This is a genomic window from Paraburkholderia sp. 32, from assembly GCF_050435345.1.
Taxonomy (GTDB): Bacteria; Pseudomonadota; Gammaproteobacteria; order Burkholderiales; family Burkholderiaceae; genus Paraburkholderia; species Paraburkholderia tuberum.
In genome coordinates, this window is the sequence record NZ_JBNDKD010000002.1 from 915,490 (window position 1) to 939,683 (window position 24,194).

Annotated in this window: 20 protein-coding genes and 1 pseudogene; 4 read left to right on the forward strand and 17 right to left on the reverse strand. The window is 60.3% G+C overall.

Annotation, left to right across the window (positions count from 1 at the left end; genetic code table 11):
* Positions 1-11: 11 nt before the first annotated feature.
* The 4 genes from OKW26_RS19540 to OKW26_RS19555 form a co-directional block, all read right to left on the reverse strand.
* A complete protein-coding gene (locus OKW26_RS19540) occupies positions 12-953 on the reverse strand; it encodes a 3-hydroxyacyl-CoA dehydrogenase NAD-binding domain-containing protein (RefSeq protein ID WP_187630051.1) in 942 nt (313 codons plus the stop codon).
* Positions 954-956: 3 nt separating this feature from the next.
* Positions 957-1,877 carry a 3-keto-5-aminohexanoate cleavage protein gene (locus tag OKW26_RS19545; protein ID WP_187630050.1) on the reverse strand — a complete coding sequence of 307 codons (921 nt, stop codon included), beginning with the start codon at positions 1,875-1,877 and terminating at the stop codon, positions 957-959.
* Between the two features lie 59 nt (positions 1,878-1,936).
* The gene (locus OKW26_RS19550) at positions 1,937-3,304 is read right to left on the reverse strand and encodes an MFS transporter (RefSeq protein ID WP_429354828.1); all 1,368 of its coding nucleotides are present in this window, start codon (positions 3,302-3,304) and stop codon (positions 1,937-1,939) included.
* A 143-nt stretch (positions 3,305-3,447) separates the two neighbouring features.
* Positions 3,448-4,152, reverse strand: a complete 705-nt coding sequence (locus OKW26_RS19555) for a Crp/Fnr family transcriptional regulator (protein WP_429354829.1) — start codon at positions 4,150-4,152, stop codon at positions 3,448-3,450.
* A 113-nt stretch (positions 4,153-4,265) separates the two neighbouring features.
* Here OKW26_RS19555 and OKW26_RS19560 point away from each other — a divergent pair, with 113 nt between their 5' ends.
* Together OKW26_RS19560 and OKW26_RS19565 are read left to right on the forward strand one after the other, a co-directional pair.
* On the forward strand, positions 4,266-4,679 hold the full coding sequence (locus OKW26_RS19560; protein WP_187630047.1) for an acyl-CoA thioesterase: 414 nt from the start codon (positions 4,266-4,268) through the stop codon (positions 4,677-4,679).
* A 35-nt stretch (positions 4,680-4,714) separates the two neighbouring features.
* Positions 4,715-5,488 (forward strand): SDR family oxidoreductase, encoded by a 774-nt coding sequence (locus tag OKW26_RS19565; RefSeq protein WP_429354830.1) that lies wholly within the window; start codon positions 4,715-4,717, stop codon positions 5,486-5,488.
* A 495-nt stretch (positions 5,489-5,983) separates the two neighbouring features.
* Here the strand turns inward: OKW26_RS19565 and OKW26_RS19570 are convergent.
* From OKW26_RS19570 to OKW26_RS19590, 5 genes and pseudogenes are all read right to left on the reverse strand, one after another.
* Positions 5,984-7,353, reverse strand: a pseudogene (locus OKW26_RS19570) (IS1182 family transposase).
* A 227-nt stretch (positions 7,354-7,580) separates the two neighbouring features.
* Entirely contained in the window at positions 7,581-9,179 is a 1,599-nt protein-coding gene (locus tag OKW26_RS19575; protein ID WP_429354831.1) for a SagB/ThcOx family dehydrogenase, read from the reverse strand.
* 113 nt (positions 9,180-9,292) lie between these two features.
* The gene (locus OKW26_RS19580; protein ID WP_187639381.1) at positions 9,293-9,739 is read right to left on the reverse strand and encodes a cupin domain-containing protein; all 447 of its coding nucleotides are present in this window, start codon (positions 9,737-9,739) and stop codon (positions 9,293-9,295) included.
* Entirely contained in the window at positions 9,736-9,948 is a 213-nt protein-coding gene (locus OKW26_RS19585; RefSeq protein WP_429354832.1) for an ATP-binding protein, read from the reverse strand. Before OKW26_RS19585 ends, OKW26_RS19580 begins: the two co-directional genes overlap by 4 nt.
* A 24-nt stretch (positions 9,949-9,972) precedes the next feature.
* On the reverse strand, positions 9,973-10,320 hold the full coding sequence (locus tag OKW26_RS19590; protein ID WP_187639383.1) for an MTH938/NDUFAF3 family protein: 348 nt from the start codon (positions 10,318-10,320) through the stop codon (positions 9,973-9,975).
* A 223-nt stretch (positions 10,321-10,543) separates the two neighbouring features.
* Here OKW26_RS19590 and OKW26_RS19595 point away from each other — a divergent pair, with 223 nt between their 5' ends.
* On the forward strand, positions 10,544-10,885 hold the full coding sequence (locus OKW26_RS19595) for a hypothetical protein (RefSeq protein WP_429354833.1): 342 nt from the start codon (positions 10,544-10,546) through the stop codon (positions 10,883-10,885).
* A gap of 163 nt (positions 10,886-11,048) precedes the next feature.
* Here OKW26_RS19595 and OKW26_RS19600 read toward each other — a convergent pair whose 3' ends face one another.
* Positions 11,049-12,233 (reverse strand): FIST signal transduction protein, encoded by a 1,185-nt coding sequence (locus tag OKW26_RS19600; RefSeq protein ID WP_429354834.1) that lies wholly within the window; start codon positions 12,231-12,233, stop codon positions 11,049-11,051.
* Positions 12,234-12,547: 314 nt separating this feature from the next.
* On the opposite strand from OKW26_RS19600, the gene OKW26_RS19605 reads away from it, so the two are divergent.
* Positions 12,548-12,880, forward strand: coding sequence for a hypothetical protein (locus tag OKW26_RS19605; protein WP_429354835.1), 333 nt, complete (start codon positions 12,548-12,550; stop codon positions 12,878-12,880).
* Between the two features lie 92 nt (positions 12,881-12,972).
* Here OKW26_RS19605 and OKW26_RS19610 read toward each other — a convergent pair whose 3' ends face one another.
* The 7 genes from OKW26_RS19610 to OKW26_RS19640 form a co-directional block, all read right to left on the reverse strand.
* Complete coding sequence (locus tag OKW26_RS19610; protein WP_187639387.1) at positions 12,973-13,491, reverse strand: Uma2 family endonuclease; 519 nt, start codon at positions 13,489-13,491, stop codon at positions 12,973-12,975.
* A gap of 1,597 nt (positions 13,492-15,088) precedes the next feature.
* Entirely contained in the window at positions 15,089-15,283 is a 195-nt protein-coding gene (locus tag OKW26_RS19615; RefSeq protein ID WP_429355256.1) for a transposase, read from the reverse strand.
* A gap of 108 nt (positions 15,284-15,391) precedes the next feature.
* Positions 15,392-15,661 carry a hypothetical protein gene (locus OKW26_RS19620; protein WP_429354827.1) on the reverse strand — a complete coding sequence of 90 codons (270 nt, stop codon included), beginning with the start codon at positions 15,659-15,661 and terminating at the stop codon, positions 15,392-15,394.
* 264 nt (positions 15,662-15,925) lie between these two features.
* The gene (locus OKW26_RS19625) at positions 15,926-17,233 is read right to left on the reverse strand and encodes a hypothetical protein (RefSeq protein WP_429354836.1); all 1,308 of its coding nucleotides are present in this window, start codon (positions 17,231-17,233) and stop codon (positions 15,926-15,928) included.
* Positions 17,234-17,307: 74 nt separating this feature from the next.
* A complete protein-coding gene (locus OKW26_RS19630; RefSeq protein WP_429354837.1) occupies positions 17,308-21,021 on the reverse strand; it encodes an SUMF1/EgtB/PvdO family nonheme iron enzyme in 3,714 nt (1,237 codons plus the stop codon).
* A gap of 113 nt (positions 21,022-21,134) precedes the next feature.
* Positions 21,135-22,628, reverse strand: a complete 1,494-nt coding sequence (locus tag OKW26_RS19635; protein ID WP_429354838.1) for a flavin monoamine oxidase family protein — start codon at positions 22,626-22,628, stop codon at positions 21,135-21,137.
* A 445-nt stretch (positions 22,629-23,073) separates the two neighbouring features.
* Complete coding sequence (locus tag OKW26_RS19640; protein WP_429354839.1) at positions 23,074-24,066, reverse strand: IS5 family transposase; 993 nt, start codon at positions 24,064-24,066, stop codon at positions 23,074-23,076.
* Positions 24,067-24,194: the final 128 nt, after the last annotated feature.

Here is a 24,194-nt window from a genome sequence, read left to right on the forward strand (position 1 = left end):
GTACCGTCCGGCTAGGGGATCTGAGAAAGATTTCGCTTCGCCTCCAGTAGTTGAATCAGCAATTGATCGCGCTGGCGAAGCATCTCAGGAAAGTCGTACGACTGCAGTTCCGTATTGACGCCGCTTGCAATCGACTCGATGTAGTCGTCTGTCTCGGGATACTTGCCCAGGTCTCTGGCCCACTCGCGCTGGGCCGCACCCAGGTGCTGGAGGACATGGGTGATGCCACCGGATCCCCCGGAAGCGTGAAGGTTGAGAAACGGACCGAGCAGTGCCCAGCGCAGGCCTGGGCCGTAGGAGATCGCCGCGTCGACGTCCTCCACAGAGACGACCCCGCGCTGTACCAGGCTGATGGCCTCCTGCCATATCGCCACCTGCAGACGGTTGGCGATATGACCTTTGACTTCTTTGCTGATCCTGATGACCTTCTTGCCCGTTGAGGAATAGAACGCCATGGCCTTCGCGATGTTCTCGGGCGAGGTAAGCCGGCCGCCACCGACCTCGACCAACGGCATGATGTGGACCGGGTTGAATGGATGCCCCAGGACGATTCGTTCCGGGTGCTTCGCGCCCGTCTGAATCTCGCTGATTGCCAGCCCCGACGAAGACGACGCAATGATCGCATCCGACCTTGCCGCCGATTCGATACTCGCGATCAACGCGTGCTTGACATCCAGCCGCTCCGGGCCGCTTTCCTGAATGAAATCGGCATTGCGCACAGCCGCGCCCATGTCAGTCGTGAACGTCAGCTTGTCCCGCGAGACGCCGTTTGCCAGTCCGAGCCTCTCGACCACAGGCCAACTATCGTCGATCCAGTCGCGCAGGCGCGACTCGGCTCCTTGACCGGGATCCGTCGCCGTGACGGTGAAACCATGAGCCAGGAAGTGGGTCGCCCAAGCTGCGCCGATAACACCGGTGCCGACTATGGCGACGTTGACGTCTCGCGTTGCCATTGCCTAACCCTCCAGGCAGGCAGCGCTGAGCGTTTCGCGCAACGGCCGCAGTCCAATGATCTCGCGTGCCTCAGCCGGCGTGGCAGGCTCGTAACCCATCTCGCGCACCAGGCGAACGAGCCGTTCGACCAGTTGCACATTGGTGGCCAACTCACCGTGCCTGTAGTACAGGTTGTCTTCGAGCCCGACGCGCACGTGCCCGCCCAGCAATAGCGAGTTCATCGCGGCGGGCAACTGCGCCGCGCCGATGGCGCTGACGTTGAAGACGGTGTTACGGGGCAGGTGGTCGACCATCGTTTGCAACAGCCGGGGCGTGTACGGCAACGCGCCCTGGAACGCATTGGCGCCGATCACGATATTGATGAAGTGCGGTGCGTCGTCGAGTCCCTCGTTGATGGCGCGCTGAACATCCTGGACGATGTCGGCAAGGCCGAACACCTCCCATTCGGGCTTGATGCCTCGTTCTTTCATCATCGCGGCAATCTGCCGGATTCGCGAGGGCGGCGTCGCCACCAGGATCTCCTTGCCGCTGAAGCTTGCGATCACGGTCTGCGCATCGAGCGTGCACATCTCGACGCCGTCACCCTGCATACCCTTCAGGCGTTCTTCCCACTGGATCTCCCACAGGCCGTTGTCGAGTTCGCGAACCATGTCGCCGTTGATGCCGCCGCCGGTGGAGTTGTTCAGGATGATGTCGCATTTGTCGCGAATCAGCCGGTTGATGTGGCTATAGATTGCCGGATCGCAGGTGGCCTCGTCATCGGGACGTCGCGCATGGACTGCGACGACACTGGCGCCCGCGTTGTAGCAGCGGTAGGTGTCCTCAGCGATCTCGCGCGGCTGGGTCGGCAGGTTCGGGTTCATTTGCTTGTTGGCCATGCCGCCGGTCGGGGCAACGGTCACGATGACTTTGGGCTTGCTCATGGTGGTCTACTCCAGAGTTGAAATTGATCTAAAGAACGGGATTGGCTGGGACGAGTCGATCAGTGCACGTTCGCGCCATCGCCGGGGCCCACGCGGACTGCGCGCTTTGGCAGCCCCAGCAGGATCGTCAGACCGCCGCCGATGACAACCGCGGTCAAGGCCAGCAGACCCATCTGGATGCTGCCGGTCGCGCCCTTTATCCAACCGATCAGCGTCGGGCTGACGAAGCCGCCAAGGATGCCCAGTGAGCTGATTACGGCGATGCCGGCTGCGGCCGCATCGCGCCCAAGGTAGGTCGGGGGAATCGACCAGAACAGCGAGCCGCCACCAAAGATGAAGAACGAGGCCACGCACAGCAGGACCATCACCGGTACGACGGCGGTGCCGAGGAAGGAGGTGCAGGCCAGGACCACCGCGCCGAAGACCAGGGTTCCCCCGACGTGCCAGCGACGCTCCTTAAAACGATCCGAGCTGCGGCTGATGACGAGAACACCCAGCGCGCCGAAGATGTAGGGCACTGCCGTGTACCAGCCGATCGTGGCGATCGGGGCGATGCCGAGCCCTTTGATCATGGTCGGCAACCAGAACGTAAGCGTGTAGACGGCGCAAGCGCAGCAGAAATAGACGAATGCGAGCACGTAGGTCTTCGGGTCAGCCAGCGCCGCCGCGAGCCGGCCATGATGCGCAGCCCTGGTCTCGCCGCCGTGGTCGGCATCGAGGACCGACCGTACCAGCACCTTCTCCGCGTCGTTCAGCCACGGGGCGCGGCCTGGCCGGTCCGGCAGCATGCAATACAGCAGAATCCCCAGCAGGACCGTCGGCAGGCCTTCGACGAGGAACAGCCATTGCCAGCCATGCATGCCGCCAAGGCCCTCCATGCGGCTCATGATCGTTCCCGACAGCGGGCCGCCCAGGACGCCCGTGATCGGCATGCCGAACAGGAACAGACCCGTCACGCGGCCGCGGCGCTGGCTCGGATACCAGTAGGTCAGATACAGAATGATTCCGGGGAAGAAGCCCGCTTCGAACAAGCCGAGCAGCAGCCTGATTCCATAGAACTCCCACGGCTCGGTGACGAACGCGGTCGCCGCGGACGTGAGGCCCCACAGCACCATGATCCTCAGGAAGGTGAGTCGCGCCCCGATCTTCTCGAGCAGCAGATTGCTGGGCACCTCGAACAGCAGATAGGTCACGAAGAAAATGCCCGCGCCGAGTCCATATACCGCGTCGGAGAACGCGAGGTCCTGCTTCATCTGCAACTGCGCGTAGCCAATGTTGATGCGGTCGAGGAACGCGCAGACGTAGGCGATCAGAATGAGAGGCATCACGCGCCAACTGATCTTTCGAAAGACGGCGTCTTCCGCTATCTGATCCGACAGACTCTCGACGAGCGCGATTGCGGTGGGCAGGGAATGGGCGCGATTCATTGCGTGTCTCCGGGTCTTGTATGACACGCATTATTTCGGGCGACCCTTCCCGCGACTGTCGATGGCGCGACAGTTGGGGTCAGCGTAAACACCTGGCCATCCGGGGATGCGGATGCCGCAACGACGAAGAAAGGCAGACGCCGCTATCTGGCCAACGCGTGGAGCCGGGGCAAATCCAGCACGACGATGCCGCCGTACTCGGTGCGCACGAGCCCCGCGTTCTTGAAGCGAGTCATTGCCTTGTTGCACGTCTGACGCGACACAGCGGCGAGGTTGGCGAGCTCTTCCTGGGACAGCGGCAGATGTCCCGCGCCGCTCGGATTGGACAGCGGTAGCACCATACCCACCAGCGCTCTGGCGACGAGACTGTCGGTGTCGAGCAGTCCGTGCGCGGCGACGGCGCCCATGAACCAGTGCAGACGCTCGTTGACCTGGAGCAGCAAAAATTCGTTGAACGAGGGTTGGTGCTCGCGAAGCCAATTGAAGGTTGCGCGCGGAATCTGCGCGACTCGGCTGTCGCGCAACGCGATCAGATCCGATTCGCGCGGCGCGTTGCGAATCAGCGTGCCTTCGCCGAACCAACTGCCGACCGACTGTCCGCCCAAGGTCACCGTTTGGCCGTCGCGCGCAGTGATCGACCACTTGATGAGGCCTTCGAGCATGCCGAACCAGGCGTGTTGTCGTTCGCCGTGATGCCCTAGCGCCTGACCGGTTGCGACGGCGCGCTCCGACGCATCGGCGCGCACGCGGGACTTCGTGGGTTCGTCGAGCCTCGCGAACCACGGCGATTGGGCGAGCAGTTCGTCGAGCGTCAGCGACACCGTGGCGATCCGCTTTTGCCTCGTCATTGCCGTCCCTCCGGGCGGCGCGCACGGCAGCCGATGCGAAATGTCGCCGCGCTGACAGTGTCGCGCGGGCAATGCACGCACAATGGTTGAACTGAAAGCAGGAGCATATACCCGTGAGTAAAGAAACTGTCTATCGTATCGACGTGCAATTCGGCGATTGCGACCCGGCCGGAATCGTTTTTTTTCCGAACTTTTCGCGCTGGATGGACGCCGCATCGCACGATTATTTTATACAGTGCGGCCTGCCGCCGTGGCGGGAAATGCAAGCGCTGCCCAACTGCATCGGCGCGCCGCTGTTAGAGATCCACACTCGTTTTCACACCTCGGCGACTTACGGTGAAAGTCTCGAGTTGCATACCCGCACTGAGGAATGGCGAGGCAAAGTGTTTATCCAAAGCCATCGCATCATGCGCGACGATACCCTGATCTGTGAGGGTAACGCGACGCGTGCTTTGTGTGTCAAGCAGGACGACGGACGTCTGAAGGCCGTCGGTGTCCCTGAATTCATACGTGCCGCGTGCGCCTGAGCGGCGAGCATGATCAAGTCAGAAAGGAGGGTTGCATGACCACATCGAAAGGCCGGCGCGTGCTGGTGACCGCTGGCGCCGGGGGTATCGGGCGCGCGATCACGGAAGCCTTCGTAGCGGCAGGCGCTACCGTTCACGTCTGCGACATCGACGAAGCCGCGCTTGAACAGATCCAGGCGCAATTGCCGCGCGTGACGGCTTCGGTGTGCGACATCGCAGATCGCGCGGCGGCTTCGCGCATGGTCGCGGAGGCCGCGTCCGCCTTGGGCGGTTTGGATGTCCTGATCAACAACGCAGGCATTGCGGGACCGACAGCGAGTGTTGCGGACATGGATCCGGATGCCTGGGAAGCAGTACTGCGTTTGAATCTCACCGGTACGTTCACGGTCACGCAACAAGCCATCGCTCACTTGAAGCAATCGCGCGCGGGCGTCATTCTGATCATGTCGTCGCTGGCTGGCCGCTTCGGCTACCCAAACCGCAGCCCCTACGCAACGACCAAGTGGGGCCTCATTGGATTCACCAAGACCTTGTCGCGTGAGTTGGGGAAGTTTGACATACGCGTCAACGCGATCTTGCCAGGCGCCGTGGAAGGGCCACGTATTCAGCAAGTGCTGGCGGGCCGAGCATCAGCCAGCGGCCGCTCCGTCGCGCAGGAAGAGGCGGCCGCCCTCGCCAATCAGTCCGTCAAACATTTCGTGGATCCGGCGGAGATCGGGGCGCTCGCTGTCTTCCTGGCATCCGATGCCGGACGTTCCATTTCCGGCCAAATGATCCCAATTGATGGAGATTCGCAAAGCGCATCTTGAGGTCAAGTAAACGTCCGTGAATACCTGATAGTCACCAGGCCAGTCACGCCCGACGCGTCCGCTTGTGGTTTAGCTGCTCTCGTTGGCGTTCTGCTCGGGTGACGCTAGCTCATGGACTTCAACTTCAGCATCATGATCCCGTTGAAAATGAGAACCCTCAGACGGCCGCTTGTTGTCTGATGATGCCAGTTAGCAAACATCGACACAGCAATCAATAGCAGCCTCACACCTTCCGATCGGCGACTTGGCATTGGCCGATGAAGCAACGTTCGATGTCGCGAATTGAACGGCCGTTTCCTGGATAGAACCGACGCCTGAACGTCCGAGCGACGGCGCACGCGAATGTCGGCTCCTGGCCCAGAGCGTGTCAAAACGGGCAGCGACTGGGAATTAACGAAACCTGGCTTGACGCAGGTCTCGACTTTTCGATTGCGGCGATCCGAGCGTCAAATCACAGCGGAAGTATTGCGAAGGCGCAGCACCTCCCAACAGGGCTCACGCCCGCATCGCTGTCATCAACGCTTCTGAACCGAGTAGCTTGATCACGCGCTTCATGTTGTACGCAAGCACGTGCAAGCTCATTTCTGTGCTCACGCGCTCGATGGTCCGTGTCAGGAAATGAGTGGCGCCCATCCATGCCTTGATCGTCCCGAACGGATGCTCGACAGTCTGTCGCCGGATGCGCATCATCTCAGGCGCATGATCAAGTCGCGCCTGCATCTCATCGAGAACATCTTCGTGTTCCCAGCGTGCCACGCGACGTTGAGGGCCTGGAGTGCAATCTCAACAGTTGAGAATCGCCAGATTAGCCGCTGGCCCGCCGGGCACCGATATTCGTCCGTCTGTGCGTTGTAAATGAAGTCATCCTTGCCGAAGCGGCCATTAGCCGTTGCGCTCGATGTCACCGGTTTCGGAACGAGCACGCTTATTCCAGCCTCATGGCATGCGAGTATTTCCTCGCTCTTGTAGTAGCCCCGGTCCGCAACTGCAGTGAGCTTGTCCACGGCCATCTCTGTACGGGCAAGCTTCGCCATTGACGTCAACTGATCACGATCGATCCCATCATTGATAACGACGTGCGCGACGATCAGGTGGTGCTTTGCGTCAACTGCAGTCTGCACGTTGTAACCAACAACCCCCGTACCTCGAGTCTTCATCGAACGGGCATCTGGATCCGTGAGCGATACCTGTTTGTCGGGTGCTGCGTTGAGTTGGACCTCGATCTCCTTGAGGCCTCGCATCTGCTCCTTCAAGGCCGCAATCTTGTCTTGCAGTCGCTCCGTCCTGACCTTCGCGATTGCAGGCTCCTGACGATCCGCTGTGTCCATCGCCTCAAGATAGCGAGCAATACTTGACTCGATGTCGCGCATGCGTCGTTCAAGCTTCGCGCTCGTGAAGTTACGGTCACGGTGGTTCACCGCCTTGAACTTGCTGCCGTCAATCGCAACGATCGCTTCGGCGAAGAGGTCCAGACGCTGGCATAGCATGACGAACTGACGGCAGACGCTACGGATCGCTTTGCCGTTGTCTTTACGGAACCGCGCAATGGTCTTGAAGTCCGGTGCAAGGCGGCCTGTAAGCCACATCAGCTCGACGTTGCGCTGGGCCTCGCGTTCAAGGCGGCGGCTCGACTGAATACGGTTCAGGTAACCGTAGATATAGATCTTGAGCATCACCTCGGGGTGATACGACGGCCGACCGGTCAATGCTGGTTCGACGCCTTCAAACCCAAGCTTATGCAGATCAAGCTCATCGACAAAGACATCAACTACGCGCACGGGATTGGTGTCCGTCACGTAGTCATCGAGGGCTTCAGGGAGGAGAAAGCTTTGCGTACGATTGTCGCCTTGAACGAACCGTTTCATCTTGCTCATCCTTCGCTATCGGATGGCAAATTTTAGCGCTCCAAAATGCGTTTTGACACAATCTGGGCCGGCTCCTGCCCGATGCGGACGGTTCAAGCCATTTAGCGTGCAGTCAGCCTGTTCGTCAGCTATCTCCGCGATAGCTTTGCCAACGGATTTCCGATGTAGCGGCCTCTGTCGTGCCGGAGAAAACCGCCTCGCCCGCGTCGAGACACGGGACTCTCGTTTCAGGGCTGAACCTCATAGGGCGGGAGGGCGCACAGGTGTTGATCGTCCAATGCGCCACCGACGGTGAAGTGATACAGGCTCTGCCAGGCGTGATCTTTCAGGCCGAGCAGCGCGTGCATTTCATCGTCGAAAAAGCAGCCGATCCCCGTGGCGCGCACTCCGGCGGCTTCGGCTTCGAGATAGAGCGCCTGACCGAGCATGCCGCATTCCCAGAAAAGGTGGCGATATCGCCACGGCTCTTTCAAGGCGATTTCGAAACTCGCGAGCATCCCCAGCGCAAAGCAGGAATCAGCGCCGATATCCTGGTCGCAGCAGATCAACTTTGCCGCGGCGCGCAGGTCGTAAGGCAGCAGAAAATAGAGCGGCAGACAGTCTGGTCCGGTCTTTTGCCACAGCCATTCCGGACGCATGGACTGTTTGAGATCCTGCAGCACGCCCGTATTTCTCACGAGCATATACAGGCCCGGCTCCAGGCCGTCCACGCGGTGCACGAATAGTGCCGCGTGCACTGCGGGAGCAGACATCAGTGCATTCCACGGCGGCGTGTCGCGACGTGGCAACAGGCACGCCAGCATGCTGAAAAACGCCCCCGTGGTGATGCACGTCGTACCGTCAAAATTCACCGCACTGCGACGCTGTCGGGCGATCCGGGCAAAGTTGAGATCGAGGGCCGGCGTCGCGGGCGGCGGGCGCTGTCGCGGAGTCGACGAGGTCGGTGCGCGAGTCGGGGGCTTATGCGTGACGCGATGAATCGAATCGATATCCGCCCACGTCACGTGTCCCGAGCTCAGCTGATTCGCGCGCCCGTGCCACTGAGCCTTGTCCAGCGCGGTCCGCATGCGCTCGAGATCAGGCCGCAATGCAGGATTGCCGATCCAGAGCAAAACATCCGGCGCCTCTCTTTCGGCCACTCCGAAGTCTTCCCTGCGGTCCAATCCAAGCAAGTCGGCCACTGCGTCATCGGCGGTCTCCTCAAGCAGCCGCGTCTGCCAGCCTAGCGCTGCCGCCGAGTAGCTCACTGCGGCGACGACATGGCCGCAATCGTGCTGGCAGTATCGCCAAGCGCGCATACCGTATTTCCACGCCTCGCGCCAGTAGATCGAGCTTACGCCGAGCAGGACGCCGCTCTCTGAAAACGCCTCGGTCCATTGCGGATCCTCCACTGCGGCGCGATGTTCAAGCGCATGACTCCGGCTCAGATAGTGATACACGCCTCCGGGCAAGTCGGGCAGTGCCGGACACAGCAGATAGCCCTCGGTCGGATGCAGATTTCCGCTCGATGGGTTGCAACGTAGTGCCCACCGCTGGGCGCCATAGGATTTCCACGCCGACAGGCCGAGCGAAAGTTCGAACAGGATTGCCAGATTGGATAGATCGAATCCGTGCGCGAGCGGCAGGGTGCCGCGGCGTAGATCGTTGTAGCGAGTCGCGAGTGTGTCCGCGGCTAACGGCAGACCAACGCGCGCCGTGCCGTGAAACACACGGAACGGATCCGGCTGGGTTGCCCAATCCAGCCTCCCGGGGCCGGGAGCGTAGGAGTTGACGCGGTGCTTGCTGCGTTCGTGATATTCAAGCAGCGCATGCTTTAGCGGGTCCATGTTCACCTCAGACCAAGAATACCCGCACGTGCGGCTGTCCGGAGCACGAGCCGATGCAAATTGCCGCTCCCGAGATGCGGGGGCATTCTCGGGACGCGATGGTTCGGCAACTGCTATTCAATGCGTAGTGCTGGCACCAGCCCGTACTCGGCCATCACGGCGAGAAGCTTCGCGCGGTCGGGTGGACCGCCAGCATTGACGATTGCTCCAACATCACGGAAATACTGAGCGCCAATGTCGGGCGCAATGACGATCAAGGCGCGGGCCGAGTTGCTGTGCGGGTTGCTGAAGTGATGGGCCGCTCCGCGTGGGGTGAACATCCAGTCTCCTGGCGACAGGTCCCGCTCTACGCCATCGACCGAGTACCGCAGTATGCCCTCGAGCGCATAGACGCACTCCTCGTTATGGGTGTGTCGATGCGGCGGTGGAACGTGTGAGCCGGGTGGCACAGTCAATTCGAATACACCCATGCCGCCAGTAGCGGTTCCATCAATCAGGTATCGAATGCTCAATTGACCGACCTTGATGGGTTCGCCTGGTACCGCGCCGCCTGGAGTCATTCTCTGTCTCCGTCAAGTCGAGGATTCTCGTCGCCGCCCGCGGCCTGCGCGCCGAGCGGCAGCCGCACCTGGAACGTCGTCGCGCCCGACTGCGACGCTACGGTGATCGCGCCGTCATGCCGGTTGACGACGATCCGGTAGGCGATGTCGAGACCGAGACCGCAGCCCTTGCCGCTGGTGGGACGCGACTCGAGATCAATCTGTCCCACGAAGTGCCGCGCCAGATGCACCGCCTAGCACGTGACGTGCAGAATCGCGTTTGTTCCATGAGCGCGCTCCTTGAGGGTGGCGATGGCTTCCTCCGTCGGCACGATAAGCAGTCGGACCTTCCGGCGCGCGGCCTCTTGCTTCACCTCTTCCATCACCGGCAACGCTCCGGTGCCCGTGCCGATCACGAGGCGCTGGCAACTCCAGGGAATGGCCTCGGCCATCGATAGCGGTGTATGCCCGAACGCTTCGCGAAACGCCTTCGATGGCTTCTTTTTGCGTTTGCGAACCTGCCCGCGGTCGATCACCACATCATGCTGATAAGTAACGCCATCTATGCGGATAGAACCAAAAGAAAATGCGTCGAAGTGCATAGCCGCCTCCACTGCTCCTGCACTGGCCACGAATCATTGCATCAGGCCAACAAACGCCTGGCCAGCAAATCGATTATAGGTACGGAGCCGGGTTGCGCTGCAGCACGAACCGAGGCAACTGAGGATCGTGAAGGAGGCTGAACATAACGATTGGATTGGCTATGTCGACGAAACCTGGTGGCGGGAGGCGATCGGCTTCCTGCTCGCGCCTCCCAATTGAAATATGAAGACCCGCTCCGTCCCGCCCAGGCGGGAAAGCGTCTATGTCCTCGATGCGAAGAACAGGCCCGTCGAGGTGTTCGACCGCGGCGAGTGGTCGCGCTGGATGGCTGAGAACGAACTGATCTTCCGCCGCACGCTGCTGGAAGAATCCGGGGTAACGGTCACGACCCGCTTCCGAGGTGTGTCCGAAGCCAGGACTGGGGAGCCCTTGCTGTTTGTGACGCGCATCGCCGGAATGCAAGCGCGAGAGAACAAGAGCTACGGAACATGGACGCTCGATGAGGCGCTGGAGCTGCATGAGCGCATCGTGCAAAAAATCCTGCGGATGCTGACGGGGCGGTGATCGACACAGCGCGACGATGCTCGCGACTGTCTATAGACCCGGGTCGCCAAACGCGTCATTAACAAGGCGTGGTTCGAAAAGGGCATGCATGGAGTTGTCAGCGCGGCATGCGAATGGCTGTTGGCGTACAGGGCCGGAGCGCCGATCAGAACAGTTCAGGGCATCAGTCCCGGCTCGTAAAGACCGTCAATATCCCCGTGTAGCCGTAAAGGTGATCCCTTGCGATCTCGCCGCCGGCGAAGAATCCCACCAGCGGCACGTCACCTAGCGCCTTTCGCACCGTCTGCAATTCCGCATGCCGCGCACCGAAATGCGGGCCGCCCCGTCCGGAGCAACTGACATACAGGGCGCCCGACATGTGCCCCGCCGTGCCGCTTTCGAGTTCCGCGCGGATTTCCGTTGCAATGCGCACCAGATCGACCCGGGCGGCTTCGGGGTTGCGCGTGCAAAAGGCGAGATGCATGCCGGGCTCGACCAGATCCGCAATCGCCAAGACCCGGTGCTCCAGATCCACGCCCAGCAGGTGCCGCACGAGTGTATCCGCGCCGAACCTTCCAGCCCACTTCGGCACGTCCTCCGCGCCGATGCTCAAGCCCACCAGGGTGGCGGACAGCGCCTCAGAAAACGCATCGATTGGCAGATCCAGGTCGAGTCCAAGATCTTGCAACACGCAATCGAGTGCAGGCTTGCGGTCCAGCGTGACCACCAGATTGTGTTCGGCCTGCGTGATGGTGCGCAGCGGCCCGATCGGCTGGCAGCCCTGCGTCACACGTGAGATCAGACCGACCTCGGGGCCGAAGAGCACTCCGGACAGACCGCCGGTGAACACGCCGTCAGCCATGTGTAGCGGACGGTTTCGCGCCGAGGATAGCCCGCCGAAGAGATATCCAGTGGTTGTGCGTGCGCTCAACTCGTGCAGCAATTCTTGCACGTCGGGTGTGCCGCCCTCGGCATGTACCAGCGCGGTATGGGCCACGAACCCAGAGGACGTCGCAGGCATTGGCTGCAGGCCGGAGAATAGCCGGAACGATTCCCGTGGCAGCGGCGCGACCATCAACACTAGGGCCGGTTCGTCGAAGTATTCGATGCCGCTAGCGGCCACGCCGACACCGGCCGTACCGACCCAAGCGACGCCGGGCAGACCCCGGTGCAACTCACTGAGGATTGCCTCGGACGCGGGTGCGTAATAGTCGCTCAGGTAGCACCAACCGAGCGTGAACGGTCCGGGTTCATTTTCCTGTGCCGCACGCGTCGAAATTTGAGTTTGCACTTGCCTCTGGCACTCGGCCAGGGCCACCCGCCAATCGGCGTGGGCAGCGTGTGCGTGGACAAACGAAGCGCGAGACATGGCGGAAACGTGTCGAAGACCAGAATAAATTGGACCTTCGCAGGCAAGGTATGTTCAGCCGGCCGTTGAGCAACCCGCGATCAAGGCGGCAGGCGGACCGACTGCCTATCCGAATTTCAGCCCCTACCACATCAACGAGTGGAGGGGGGCGAAGGCTGCGTCGAGGCGGTGGCCCGGAAAGTCGCGCCGTTCAACATCGAGTTCACCCTGGTCGAACCCGCCCCGGTCAGGATGAGCCTCGGCGGCGAACTGTCAGTCGACATAGACTAGACACCGGCCACTTCTGGCCGCGCGCCGCGTCCCGCGATAGGCTCATGTCGACCCACTACGGACATACATGGCCAGTGCCGGACTTTGACCGCCTGGTCACCTACGGCGAGGTCGCGCAGCGCCGGTATGCAATAGGGAAAGCCGCCGTCGACGCGGCCCGACAGTACCGGGAAGCTCGCCTCGTTGAAAACCAGGAGCGACAGCTCCAGGCCGAGCAGATTGCAAATCAGCAGTTCGCAAACAGCATGTCCGCGTGGGCGAACTACATGCACGCGGTCAACGCGCGGCAGCCGCAGACAGTGCATCTGACTGGCGCCCCCATCCATTGTACGACCACGAACCTCGGCGGCGGCATGGCAAGCACGAACTGCAACTGACGCCTGGAGCGCCGCAAGCAGCGTACGTGCGATTTCCCACCCAGATAAAGCGCTAGCTGAGTTTCGGCCAACGGATTCAGTGGACGACGGCGCTATGCGTCGAAGTACATTGGCTCGAGCGACAAAGATATGCCAAACGCTGATGCTTGAAGTTGCCCATGAGCGCCGTAGAACTGCAGTTCGCCGCGTTGGCCGACGACGATGACCTCGCGGGCACCATCCTCCAGGTAGGCCCGGACTCTGTGCCCAATATCTTGCGGCATCCGTCGGTCCAGAAGCACTTCCACGCACAGGTCCGGAACAAACGGAACAGGGAGTTCCCGGTCGATTGATTCCCACCTCTCCGGGGGCATCCACACCACGTCAGGTACACGGATCCCAAAGGAGCGGGTCGCCACCGCAACCGACATCGCCGCGACGTGGCCTATCGTCTCGGCAATCTGGCAGTACACGTCAGTCATGACAATCTGTCGTCGACCTGAAGGATGCGGATGCGGCACGATTTCGCCGCATGCGTCGAGCTCAGAACATTCCAAGGCGCCCGTTTCGGCGCCAGAGTTAATCCGGCACCATGTAGCAACGAGTCCGTCCTGCTGAAGCAAAGTCGACACGAACAAGCCTCCGGTAGGGAAGTTGCGTAAGCGTATACCCGTTTCTTTTGAATTTAACAATTCAGTTGTTGTGCGACGCACAAGTCCGGCTCAGTAATGTCAAGCTCGAATCTTGAAACCGCCTCAATTTCCAGCGCACGCGCGCGCCGGCCGCTGGGGTGCGAGACAAGCCTCAGCCCGGGAATGCTGAGGCAACTTCTTAAGAAATTTGTGCGTCGCGCAAAAACTTCCGAGGTTTAACGCAGTCTTATCGGCTGAGGCCGAGAGACCGTCCTCTGCGTGAGACATATGAAAGTGTTAGCGTGGTGGATTCGCCGGTCGGTCTTTTCACAGGCGTACAACGTTCGCCACGCGACTCCGACCACGCCGTACGGTCTGGCAGCCACAAGGCCTCAGTTCACGCTGCAAAGGGAATTGATATGGAACTAGATTTGGAGACATTTCGGCAACTTCGTCGACTAGCGCCGGTACTCGACGACATACTTACCGCGAAAGAGGTCGACCATCCAGACCAGGCTCTGAACCTGGCGGACCTCGCAGAGGTGTGCTCGCGCCTGTTCGACGCATATCACTGCACGCATCCCGATGAAATTGCGCGGGCTCGGCTCGACGCGCTTGAGCCGCACTGAAAAGCCAGCGTAGGGACGCGTCAATATCGAGCATGTCGGCCGGCAATATCCTTGTTGGCGACGTCACTCACCGCTCCGTCCGTACTTCCGCGCATGCCGGTATCCAGCAAGCGAGACGATGCGGTATCGCGCAGGACCGGTTAGGAGCGTCTACGTTGCTAACGTCGGCCGCACTTCATCACAGCGCCCGCTCGCCCCTCGGGCCAATTTTCGTCAAAGCCTTGTAGTTACCTCTTGCCGCCAGAAGGTGGCGCGGTTGCCGCCAGATGTGCCACCAGTAGTGCCCGGCCAGTTTCCGCCGTAGAAACCGTTCGGCGCTCGGCCGCGTCCAGGGCTACCAGTCTTCGAGCCCGCTGCCGGGGACTGCCCGCCTGTTGTCTGCCCACCGTTGCTCTTGCTCATAGTTCACCTCCGAGTGCAATGACTGTCGGCCACCGGGACGGCGGCGGCTGGATCACCGCTTCTGCGCTGCTCCACCCTGCCGCGCCGTCCCACCATCGCTGAAACACATTTATCTGTAGTCCTTTGTATCAAGCCCTGACTCCGTTCACCCTGGAGGTTGCGTGGTGCGATGCGCACGGTGGCTCCACATCGTGCTGACTTCAGCCGCGTGATTGATATGCGAGTTGTAAATTCCGTCGCCGAACCTCCCCGCCTGGACAGGCGGTGCGCCGACCGCCGCAGGTCCGCCGGGGTAGCGTACCTGCGGCGATTATTAGACATGGTTTACTCTAAATGCCGCAAACCCTTGCTGGTATTGGTGAGGGCGAGAGGATTTGAACGACCGAATCCCTGCACGCTCATTACCCACATTTCACCGTCAATTCAATGGCTTGCGCTCTTCTGTCTAACTTTTTGCCGTGGAAACAGGCCAGTTCTGGTGCGGCTTTCCGGCCGTTCATGTTTGCAAGTTAGACGTCGGGATCACGGCCAGATGAGGCCGTGCCATGTACGCGCCAACGAGCCATTCACCGATCGGAGCGCAGACGCACACGGCGGTCCTGAACTATACCGATCGCTTCGGTCGGGAACAGGACTGTTCCGCCGCTCGCCTTGCACCCTGGCGACAGGGTCAGCCAGGAGCTGAAATGCCTGGCGGTCCGCCATGGGTCGAGATCGGTGCCGCATACGGCGACGAGACGCACAGCCCGGCAGGAGCCGATTCAATGAATCTGGGTGAGGTCGACGCCAGCAAGCTGGTGCATGAGGGTACGCACGGCGAAGCTCAGCGCGTTGGGCTGCTGGATCCGACTGCGCATCTTTCCCAATGGCTATTGCGGCACGGCCTTACAGGCGGAAAGCATGGCCAATGTGCACTCGATCCAGGCATCGCATTCGTCAACGCGCGCCTGGTAGAAGTCATTGAATGCCAGGGCCGGTTGCAGCGCGAAGACGTGTTCGGGAAGATAGTTGCCCACCAGGGCGGCCCGGATCGGCTCGACGCGGGACCCGCAGTTGCGATCACGCACCGCAGCCAGCGCGCCGGGATCCCGGCTGCCGGAGTGTTTCCTGCTGGTCAGACACGTTACCGTAGCGAGCATACACACACTATCCAACCCGGCTGTCTCGCCGCAGCGCAGCCACTGCGCCCGCCTGCCCTCACCCGATCGTGCGTCCGCCCGGGTCCCATCGCTCACCTTTAACTTTCCCGACTTTGATCAGTCTGCCTTCGTCTGACTCATGACGACCCCGAGCCGCCGTTGGAGCCAAGACCATTTCAATGGTCGCTTTCCAGATAGCAACGGCCACTCGCAGTTCGGCAGCAGGCGACAGATCATCGGCCTCCTGCGGCGTTGGTCTTCCATTCAAACTGGGAAGTCGGCTTCATTCGACAGCGCGAATAAAAACTCACGCTGGCTGTGTTGGGCGACAATCGAACAGAGGAGGCGTAGCGTCGCCGCGCGGTCTGCTGCGGAGCCACTCGTACCCTCTCCAGGACTCATGTCGAAAAGGCGCGTTTGCACGAAGCGCAATTGCAGGCGGAATTCTGTCATGGCGCCGATGCGGTCTGTGGTTCGTCGCCTGAAATTAAACGAATGCGTTGCCGAGATCAGCGCGGGCAGCCAAATACCGGCAAGCTCGACGTAGGGTTGATCAGCCACTCCCAGCAGATAGACGTTGACGAGCAAGATTACGAAAAACGCAGCGTTCGTCGCCCAGGAAGAGAGGCGTTCCCGCTTGTGGCAGCTTTCGATCTTGTTCGTCAGTTGCTCGAGCGTCGCGCCGATTTCTTCTTTCAGGCGCGCGTCGCGCTCCGCTGTAGACGCAGGCGCGGGCTCGTTATCCGCCTGCTTGGGCTCAACTTTCGCGTCTTTTCCGTCCAAGACCTGCGACTGCGCGCACCTCCACAGTGACATGCCAGGAAAATCGGTCGAGGGTGCGTTGCCCAGCAGCTCGACGGCGACCTGGTAGCGCACGCATAGATCCTGACCCATTGCAATGCACGCTTTTAACAGCCAGCGATCTTTTCGGATCCACCATACCAAGGTCGCTCCCATGATCAGCAAGACCGTCTCCACCGCGATAAGGACGGGAGAAATCCAGTACCTCATCTGCTCTGCCGCTGCGGCAAAGGCCAGCAATGCCAGGAACGACAGGATCGGAGGGAGTGCCGTAAGCGCGAGTGTCCATCTGTCGTATCGATCGGCCCACGTGCCGGAGACAATCCGGTCTTCGTCGTCGATTTCGAGGTGCCCGACGTGTTTAACCTCACGGTTGACCGTGCCGTAGTCATTGTCGTCGGACTGGTATATCCAACCGCCACGTGCGACCGGCACCTTGCCGCGATCGGATCCGTAGTCGAACACTGCCGACTCGGAGGTAACCGGCCACGCGCGCCGGACATGCAAGAGGCGCTCGCCGATAAAATACTGTCCGACTCGTCCGAGAACCTTGTAAGTACCCAGGAACACCGTGCGCTTAATCGGCCACTGTTCACCGCCATACCCCATCATAGCGATGTCACCCGGACGGCCATGAACGACGCCGTCTGCTGTCTGATATCGGGCAGGCGCGGTCAGCTCTTCTGCGCTCCGAATATCCGGACGAGTCAGGACCAGTATCGAGTCGCCCACGGTTCCACTGACCAATGGCACCTCGCGTGGTATCTTCATCTAGAGTCCCCGCAAAATGAATTGTCTTGTTCGAAAAGGCAACCGCTGGCGACGGATCGAAGTCTTCAACGTCCTCATGCTTTTGCTGTAGGATCGTTCGCGGTCGTCGTCTTCACGACAACCTCACGTACGACTCGAAAGCCCTTTTTGTAGTCGGCGTCTTCGCAGACCTGGCGGTAACGATTCGCACAGGTCGACAGGTGGTCGACGTAGTACCAAAGCCCTCCGCGCAACGATCGCACTGCATTGTCCGGCGGCCGCGAGGCCGGCCGATATCTCGAGTAGGCCGGAGCAGCTTCACCATGCCGGACCTCGGTCTCCAACCAGCGCGGATCATAGTGGTTGGCACACCATTCCCAGACGTTGCCAAGCATGTCGCGAAAACCGAGTCCGTTCGGGGCGGCCACTGACGGATCGCGCGTGGCTCCTGGCGAACCATCCGCGTGCGCTTCGAGTTTGGAAAGCGGCTCTTTCTCGCCTGTACGCTCGTGGTCGTAAAACGTGTCTGACCACCAGTAACGCTGGGCAAAGGGAATCAGCTCGCCGCCCTCGCCGTGACGGCAGGCGAACTCCCATTCGGGCTCGTGGGGCAGCCGGCACTGGTACCGCACGCCGCCCTCGCTCCAGTTCGCCCATTCACAAAAAGCCCAGGAGTCGTACCAGCTGACAAAGATCACCGGCCGTTCCACGGGGTAATCGTCCGGTGCCCCGTAGCCACGCAGATTTCGCTTGATGAGTTCCACCTGACCGCCGGCGAACACCTGATATACACTCAGTTGCACGGGAAGCTCATTCATCGTGAAACTAGCAACGGGCTGGTCGTCCTCTCCTTTCTCTGGGGTCTCATCTTTGGTCCGCCACATATTAGTGATCTCATCGAGAGCTTCAGCTTCTGCGATGGCGGTATCAAACCCCCGTTGGTTCAGCTTCGCCAGGTAATCAGCGAAAACTTTATGCATCGAGGCGATATCGTCGGCGCGGTCGCGCTTGCCGACCGCGCCAGAAAACCATTCCTCGGGGGTACACCGTTCAGCCAGTTTATACGGATCGTCATCCGGGCCACCGCGGGCGACCCGGGCAAGCACTTCGCGCCAATATGCGCGGGTCTTGTCCGGCAATCCCTGCGTCTCCAGGTGTGAGCCCATCTTGAATGAGCCGGCGGGTACTTCCTTCCAGCCTTCGAAAGCGAAGTGCCTGACTGGCGCGGAACCGCTCGAAAGCAGCGCTGAAAACTCGTCGCGATAGCTCGTGATGCAGGCCCTCGCCGCACTACATGCAGACTCAAGTGCGGGGTTGGACTCGCAGTTCGGATGCGGCGGATCCCACTTCAACTTGCGAATGGCCTCGATGCGCTGGTCGGCGGCGGAGTTGTCGGCGATGAGCGAGTAAGGGACGTCCCACCAGTCATCCACCTGGTATCCGGCAAACAGGTGCATTTTCGACCATGATCGAAACAGCATCTCGGTGGCACGGCGGCGCTCGCCCAATCGCATCAAATTCGGCTCGTACCAGGCCCGTGCTGCAGCAACCCAGCTCCCAGGGTAGACCGCTCCCAGCGGCATATCCGCCAGGAAGCAGTTGAGGTCGTAGGCGCTGTCGCGTTCGTCGCCCTTTTTCGCATCGGGAAAGTACACGAGGTGCGGAGGCAGCGTTGGCGGGCCGCCTTTCGGTCGCAACGGTCCGTGCTGAGCGAGCCAATAGGCAGCCAGAAAATCCCTGATGGTGAGATTGTCCCACCGGATCAGAGAGCCGAGTTTCGGGTCGTGAGCACCGACCGCCATCGATTCGAGAAATCCGTTGTCGACGATGGCCGATAATTTACCAAGAAACCGGCGATCATCGTTTAGTTGCATCTCACTTGCCTGATAGCCGGTCAGTTTGCCATTGCCCCTTTGCTCGCGCTTGGCGTCTAACAGCATCCCCTTCAACTTGTCCCAGTCAACACGGTTGCGTCCTTCGTTGTCGATTCCGCCCATTAGACTCAGATATCCCAACGCCGACAAAATGCCGAGCAGATGCTGTTGTCGCTCGACGCTTTGCTCATCGCTCTGCGACGTTTGATCAGCCGAATGAATCTGATCAATGGATTGCTTAAGGATCTCTTTGACGGCACGCCAGTAAACGTCGGCCGCAGTTCGAAGTTTTCGCAACTCCTCCATCGTAAAGCCTGTCTTGAGGATGTAAGCCAGTACCCGCGGGGTGTGGATCTTGCCACGCATGTTGCTCCGAAGAAGGTCATAGCGAGCGACGGCATGACCATCCGACTCCTTGACCATGCCCAGCATCCGGCGGCTTTGCGGTTCAGTGAATTCGCATAGCTCCACGAAACACCAGCACAACATGTCGACTCTCTGCTGCTCGCCCGATACCCTTTGTTCCCAACTTAGGAGCGCATGCGGTCTGCACGCCACCACGATCGGGCATCGCCACCAGTCAGAACGGCGCTGAGCCGCGACCAGAAAGCGCAGATTCGTCTGAGGCTCGTGATCCAGCTCATCGATCACGATGACCAGGCGCCCTGCAACCAGATCTTGCTCGAGCCGGCCTTTCACGAAGTCGAGCAGATGGTGTTGCGCATCACCCTCGGGCCCTTCGGGTTCAAACGCCACTAGCCCTTTTAGGGCGTCATGATCCAGGACAGCGATCATGGTGCGGCTCATGACTGCCGCCACATCCGACGTGGAGGTTCCCTGCATACCGCGGAGTTCGAACGCGAGGATGCGTATCGCGAGCAGACCGTCTTCGTCAGGGCGTTCGATCGAGAGTTCATGAACGAGTCGGCGAGTGCACGTGGTCTTGCCGACGCCGCCCGCTGAAACAATGCACACGCGTGGCGCCCACGCCTTGTCGCCTGTCGGGATCTGCGGCCGGAACTGTTCACGTTGCCCTGTATCACTTTCACAGGTCAGCAGCCGAATGATTGCCTGTCGTTCGCAAGCATGCCAAGTCCCGGTATCGTGAGCCGCGATCTCGCGCTCGGTGTCGTGCCCTGCGAGGAAGGCCTCCGGGGAAAGCGCCTTTCTCAGATGCGGACAGGGTTGCTCCAACCGCTGCATCTGCTGGTCACTGACAAACTGACGGAAATTGTCGGTGGAATTCCCCGTATCCTCGAAAGGCATGTCTTCACCATAGTCGTCCAGCCACTTCGTCCTGACGGCCGCCCGATAGTCCGTCTGCAACCGCCGCCACAAGGCAGCTTGAAACGGTTCAAACAGGCCACCCGACTTGTCACGGGCGGCGGAAGCGACGAGGTCGAGGATTCCCTCCGCGCCATGGATGTTGGCAGACCAGAGCGGAGACAACGATGTCCTGGCTTCTTCGACAAGTTGACTGACATACCGCCTCTGACCTTCCGGCAGACGACTCACGACCTCGGGGTCTTTTCGCGGATCGTTCATGTTGCAGAACACCGTCATCAGCCACACGGGTTGTCCGGCATCGGTGCACTGCTTGAGGTGCCGCCTCGCGCAAAAGTATTCCCATTGCGTCCAAGTCATTTTCTCCGGTGCCTGCTCCGGTATTAATCCTTTCTCGCGCATGTCATGCATCACGGCTTCATCGATGACCTCTCCTTCTTGAATGCCAATCATGCATATCACCAGATGCGATTTCACCAATTGCCTGTCGTGGATGCCTGCAGCATCCTTGACGTCGCAAGGATTCTCGTTCTGGCTAAAAACGCGTGCGCCGCGGCTCTCGAGATGCGCTTTCAGATAGGTTCGCCACTCGTGGAATTCTTTGCTGACGCCGCTTAAAAATATGATGAACTGATTGGTTGCAAGTGTCATGATTTCACCATCCTGCGAGGTATGTGGCCTCTTTAACCGACGAACATACGTAGAGCATTGCATGGCGGTTCGTGACGCCACTTCTTCGGCAGGTCACGTCGCGGCGCGCACAGTCAAGCCAGTCGCCTGATGATTGCCTGTGCCGCTTGACGACCCGTCTCCGCAGCGCCGTTCATGTAGCCTTGCGAATCTGTCGCACAATGCTCGCCGGCGAAGTAGAGCTGTCCTACGCGCGTGACCTCGTCCCCGGCGATGCTGGTCCACTGCCCCGGCCGGTAGCAAGTGTAGGACCCTTGCGCATACGGCTCGGTCGGCCAGTGAACTAGCTCTGCGCTGCCGTCGAACTGTGCTTCAAAACCCGGGAACACTTTTTCCGCGAGTTCCGCAAAACGGCGTGCCTGTAACTGCGCACCGGATTGGGCAATATGGAGACCTTCGCGTCCGCCCAGGAAACAGGTAAAGATTCCCCGCTCGCCTGCCCGCTGGCGGCTGCTGTCCCAGGCGGTCTGAAAGCTCAGATCGGTATACACACCGCCGTCGTAGCCTAGTTCGCGCCAGCACCTACGTTGCATGCCGAGAAGCAACTTGCTATTGGTGCCGTAGCCCAACTCCTGCATTGCCTTGCGCTTGAAGTCAGGCAACGTGTCGTCCAGTTCGACCTGGCGCAGCAGCGTGAATGGCAGCGCGAGCACTACCGCGTCGGCATCGATCTCAGCGACGCGCGACGGTGTCTGCAACGCTAGCCGAAAGGTCTGACCTTGTTTGCGCAGGCGCAGCAGACGGTGCTCGAGATAGACACCGTCTCTCAACCCTTGCGCAAGTCCCTCGGTGATGCGATCCGCGCCGTCGCGAATCTTGTAGCGCTCATCACTGCCCCCAAAGATCGAAAATCCGTCTGACAAATCAGTGCCGATCAGCGAAAGCAGGTTGATGCTCGACTGCTCGCTGGCGTCGCCACCATATTCCGTGACGAATGCCACCTCAATCAGATTCCTGAGCCACTCAGCCATATCAAGCGACGCGAGGTAGTCGCTGATCGAAAGGAAATCGAAGCGGCGGTCCGCCTCGGTGTGACTTCGGCGCGAAACGCGACGACTAAGTTGCGCGACATCTCGCGCAATGCGCGGCGCCACGTCTGCGTAAGCGGCCAACACATCAGCTTCGTTGTATTGACGATCGCCGAAATAGTAAGCCGTCTCCAACGAGTGCTCCGACTCGGCTCCGGTGTCGATGAGAGGCAAGCTGAAATAGCTCGCAAGGGCCAGCATGTCCCAGTGTGTCGTGTCGATGAATTCGCCACCTTGCTCGGACAGGAGGCCTGGCTCCTGCCTGCCATGATCGGTACGCACGCGTCCGCCCACTCGGGGAGCAGCCTCGAAGACCGCCGGGGCCAAGCCCGCTCGGGCAAGCACATGAGCGGCACACAAGCCAGCAAGCCCAGCGCCAATCACTGCCACGCGCGGTGCGCTGCTGGCGATGCGCGGCAGCATAGATCCGTCATAGACGGCGAGCAATCGGCGCGCGCGCTGTGACATTCGCGGTATGTTGGATCCCTTCGCTGTATCAGGATGATTGGCTACGGATGTCGTAAGCGTCCTGTCGTTCATGGTCGGGATCCGTCATGAAGCGTAGCGGTGAGAGCGAGTAACGGCAGTATCCAATGACTCGCAATTTTGCGGCAACAGATTTTTTGCGCGAGATACCGCGGTAACTCGGGCCAGCATGTCGCCGCGCCGGAGTCGCACGTTCATAGCTTTCGCTTACGCCTGTCACCCGCTCACACTTCCTTTCATACCGCTAACTTTCCGTCTGGTGAGCAGCAGGCGGTCGCCGCGACTCATTTGAAGGCTTTGCTTATGCAGGAGTCGGAGATGGGCAATTAGTTCATCGCAGATTATGGCAAACGAGCATCGTGCCGCTAGGGAAACGCTGATTAATGAACTGTCGGATCGGCTTGCAGATCAAGACGCGTCAAATTTTCTGGATAACGAATCGAATCGACGCTCATTTCGGTGAATTTGGCTCGCAAACGAGCCCCTCTTCTCTCATTTTTCATACGCATGACGGATTGCTCCCATGAACCGATCGCAACAGATTTCGCGCAGTCACCAGATTCGCCAGAGCGAACAAGCTGAACAGTTGCGCCGTGTTCTTGGCCAAGCCCTTGTATCGGGTTTTGCGATGGTGAAACAGGTTCTTGACGATATGGAACGGATGCTCAACGCGCGAACGGATCTGCGCCTTGGTTCGTTCGACCGCGACCACCAGGTCCTTCAGCGGCCCTTCCTGCATCGCTTTGATCTTTCCGCGCTTGGCCGCGACGTGCCACTTCACCGTCTTGCCCGTAATTTTCTCGCGCTTGTCTACGCCAATGTAGCCCGCGTCGGCGAACGCCTCTTCTTCATGCCCGTGCAGCAGAGCATGCGCCTGCGACACATCCGACACGTTCGCCGCCGTGCCAACCACACTGTGGATCAGACCCGAATCGGCATCCACGCCAACGTGGGCTTTCATCCCAAAGTGCCATTCGTTGCCCTTCTTCGTTTGATGCATCTCCGGGTCACGGCTCTTCCCGGCGTTCTTGGTCGACGGTGGCGCTTCGATGATCGTCGCATCAACCAGCGTGCCTTCCTTCATCATCAGTCCACGCTCACACAGCGAGATACCGATCTCGTCGAACAGCTTCCGTGTCAGTTCGTGCTCGATCAACAGGCGCCGGAATTTCAGCAGCGTGGTCGCATCCGGAACGTTCTCGACTGCCAGATCGATGCCGGCGAAGGCGCGCAGCGCAATGCTGTCATACAGCGCGTCTTCCAGCCCTTCGTCCGACAGCCCGTACCACTGTTGCAGGAAATAGATCCGCAGCATTCGCTCCAAGCCAATCGGCGGACGGCCTCGCGTGCCCTTCGGGTAATGCGGTTCGATTGCAGACAGCAAACGCTGCCACGGCACAATCTGCCCCATCTCCGCCAGGAAGCGTTGGCGCCTCGTCACGCGCTTCTTGCCTGCAATTTCCGCTTCCGCGAAGCCGATCTGCCTCTTCATCCTCGTGAGTCCGTTCTGTGAGCTGCCTTCTATAACGTCCTCGGCTACGTGAGCGATGACCGCCGAGCTCCATTAATCAGCGTTTCCCTAGCTTTCATAAGGTTTTCGAGTTGGCCCTGTCGATCTTG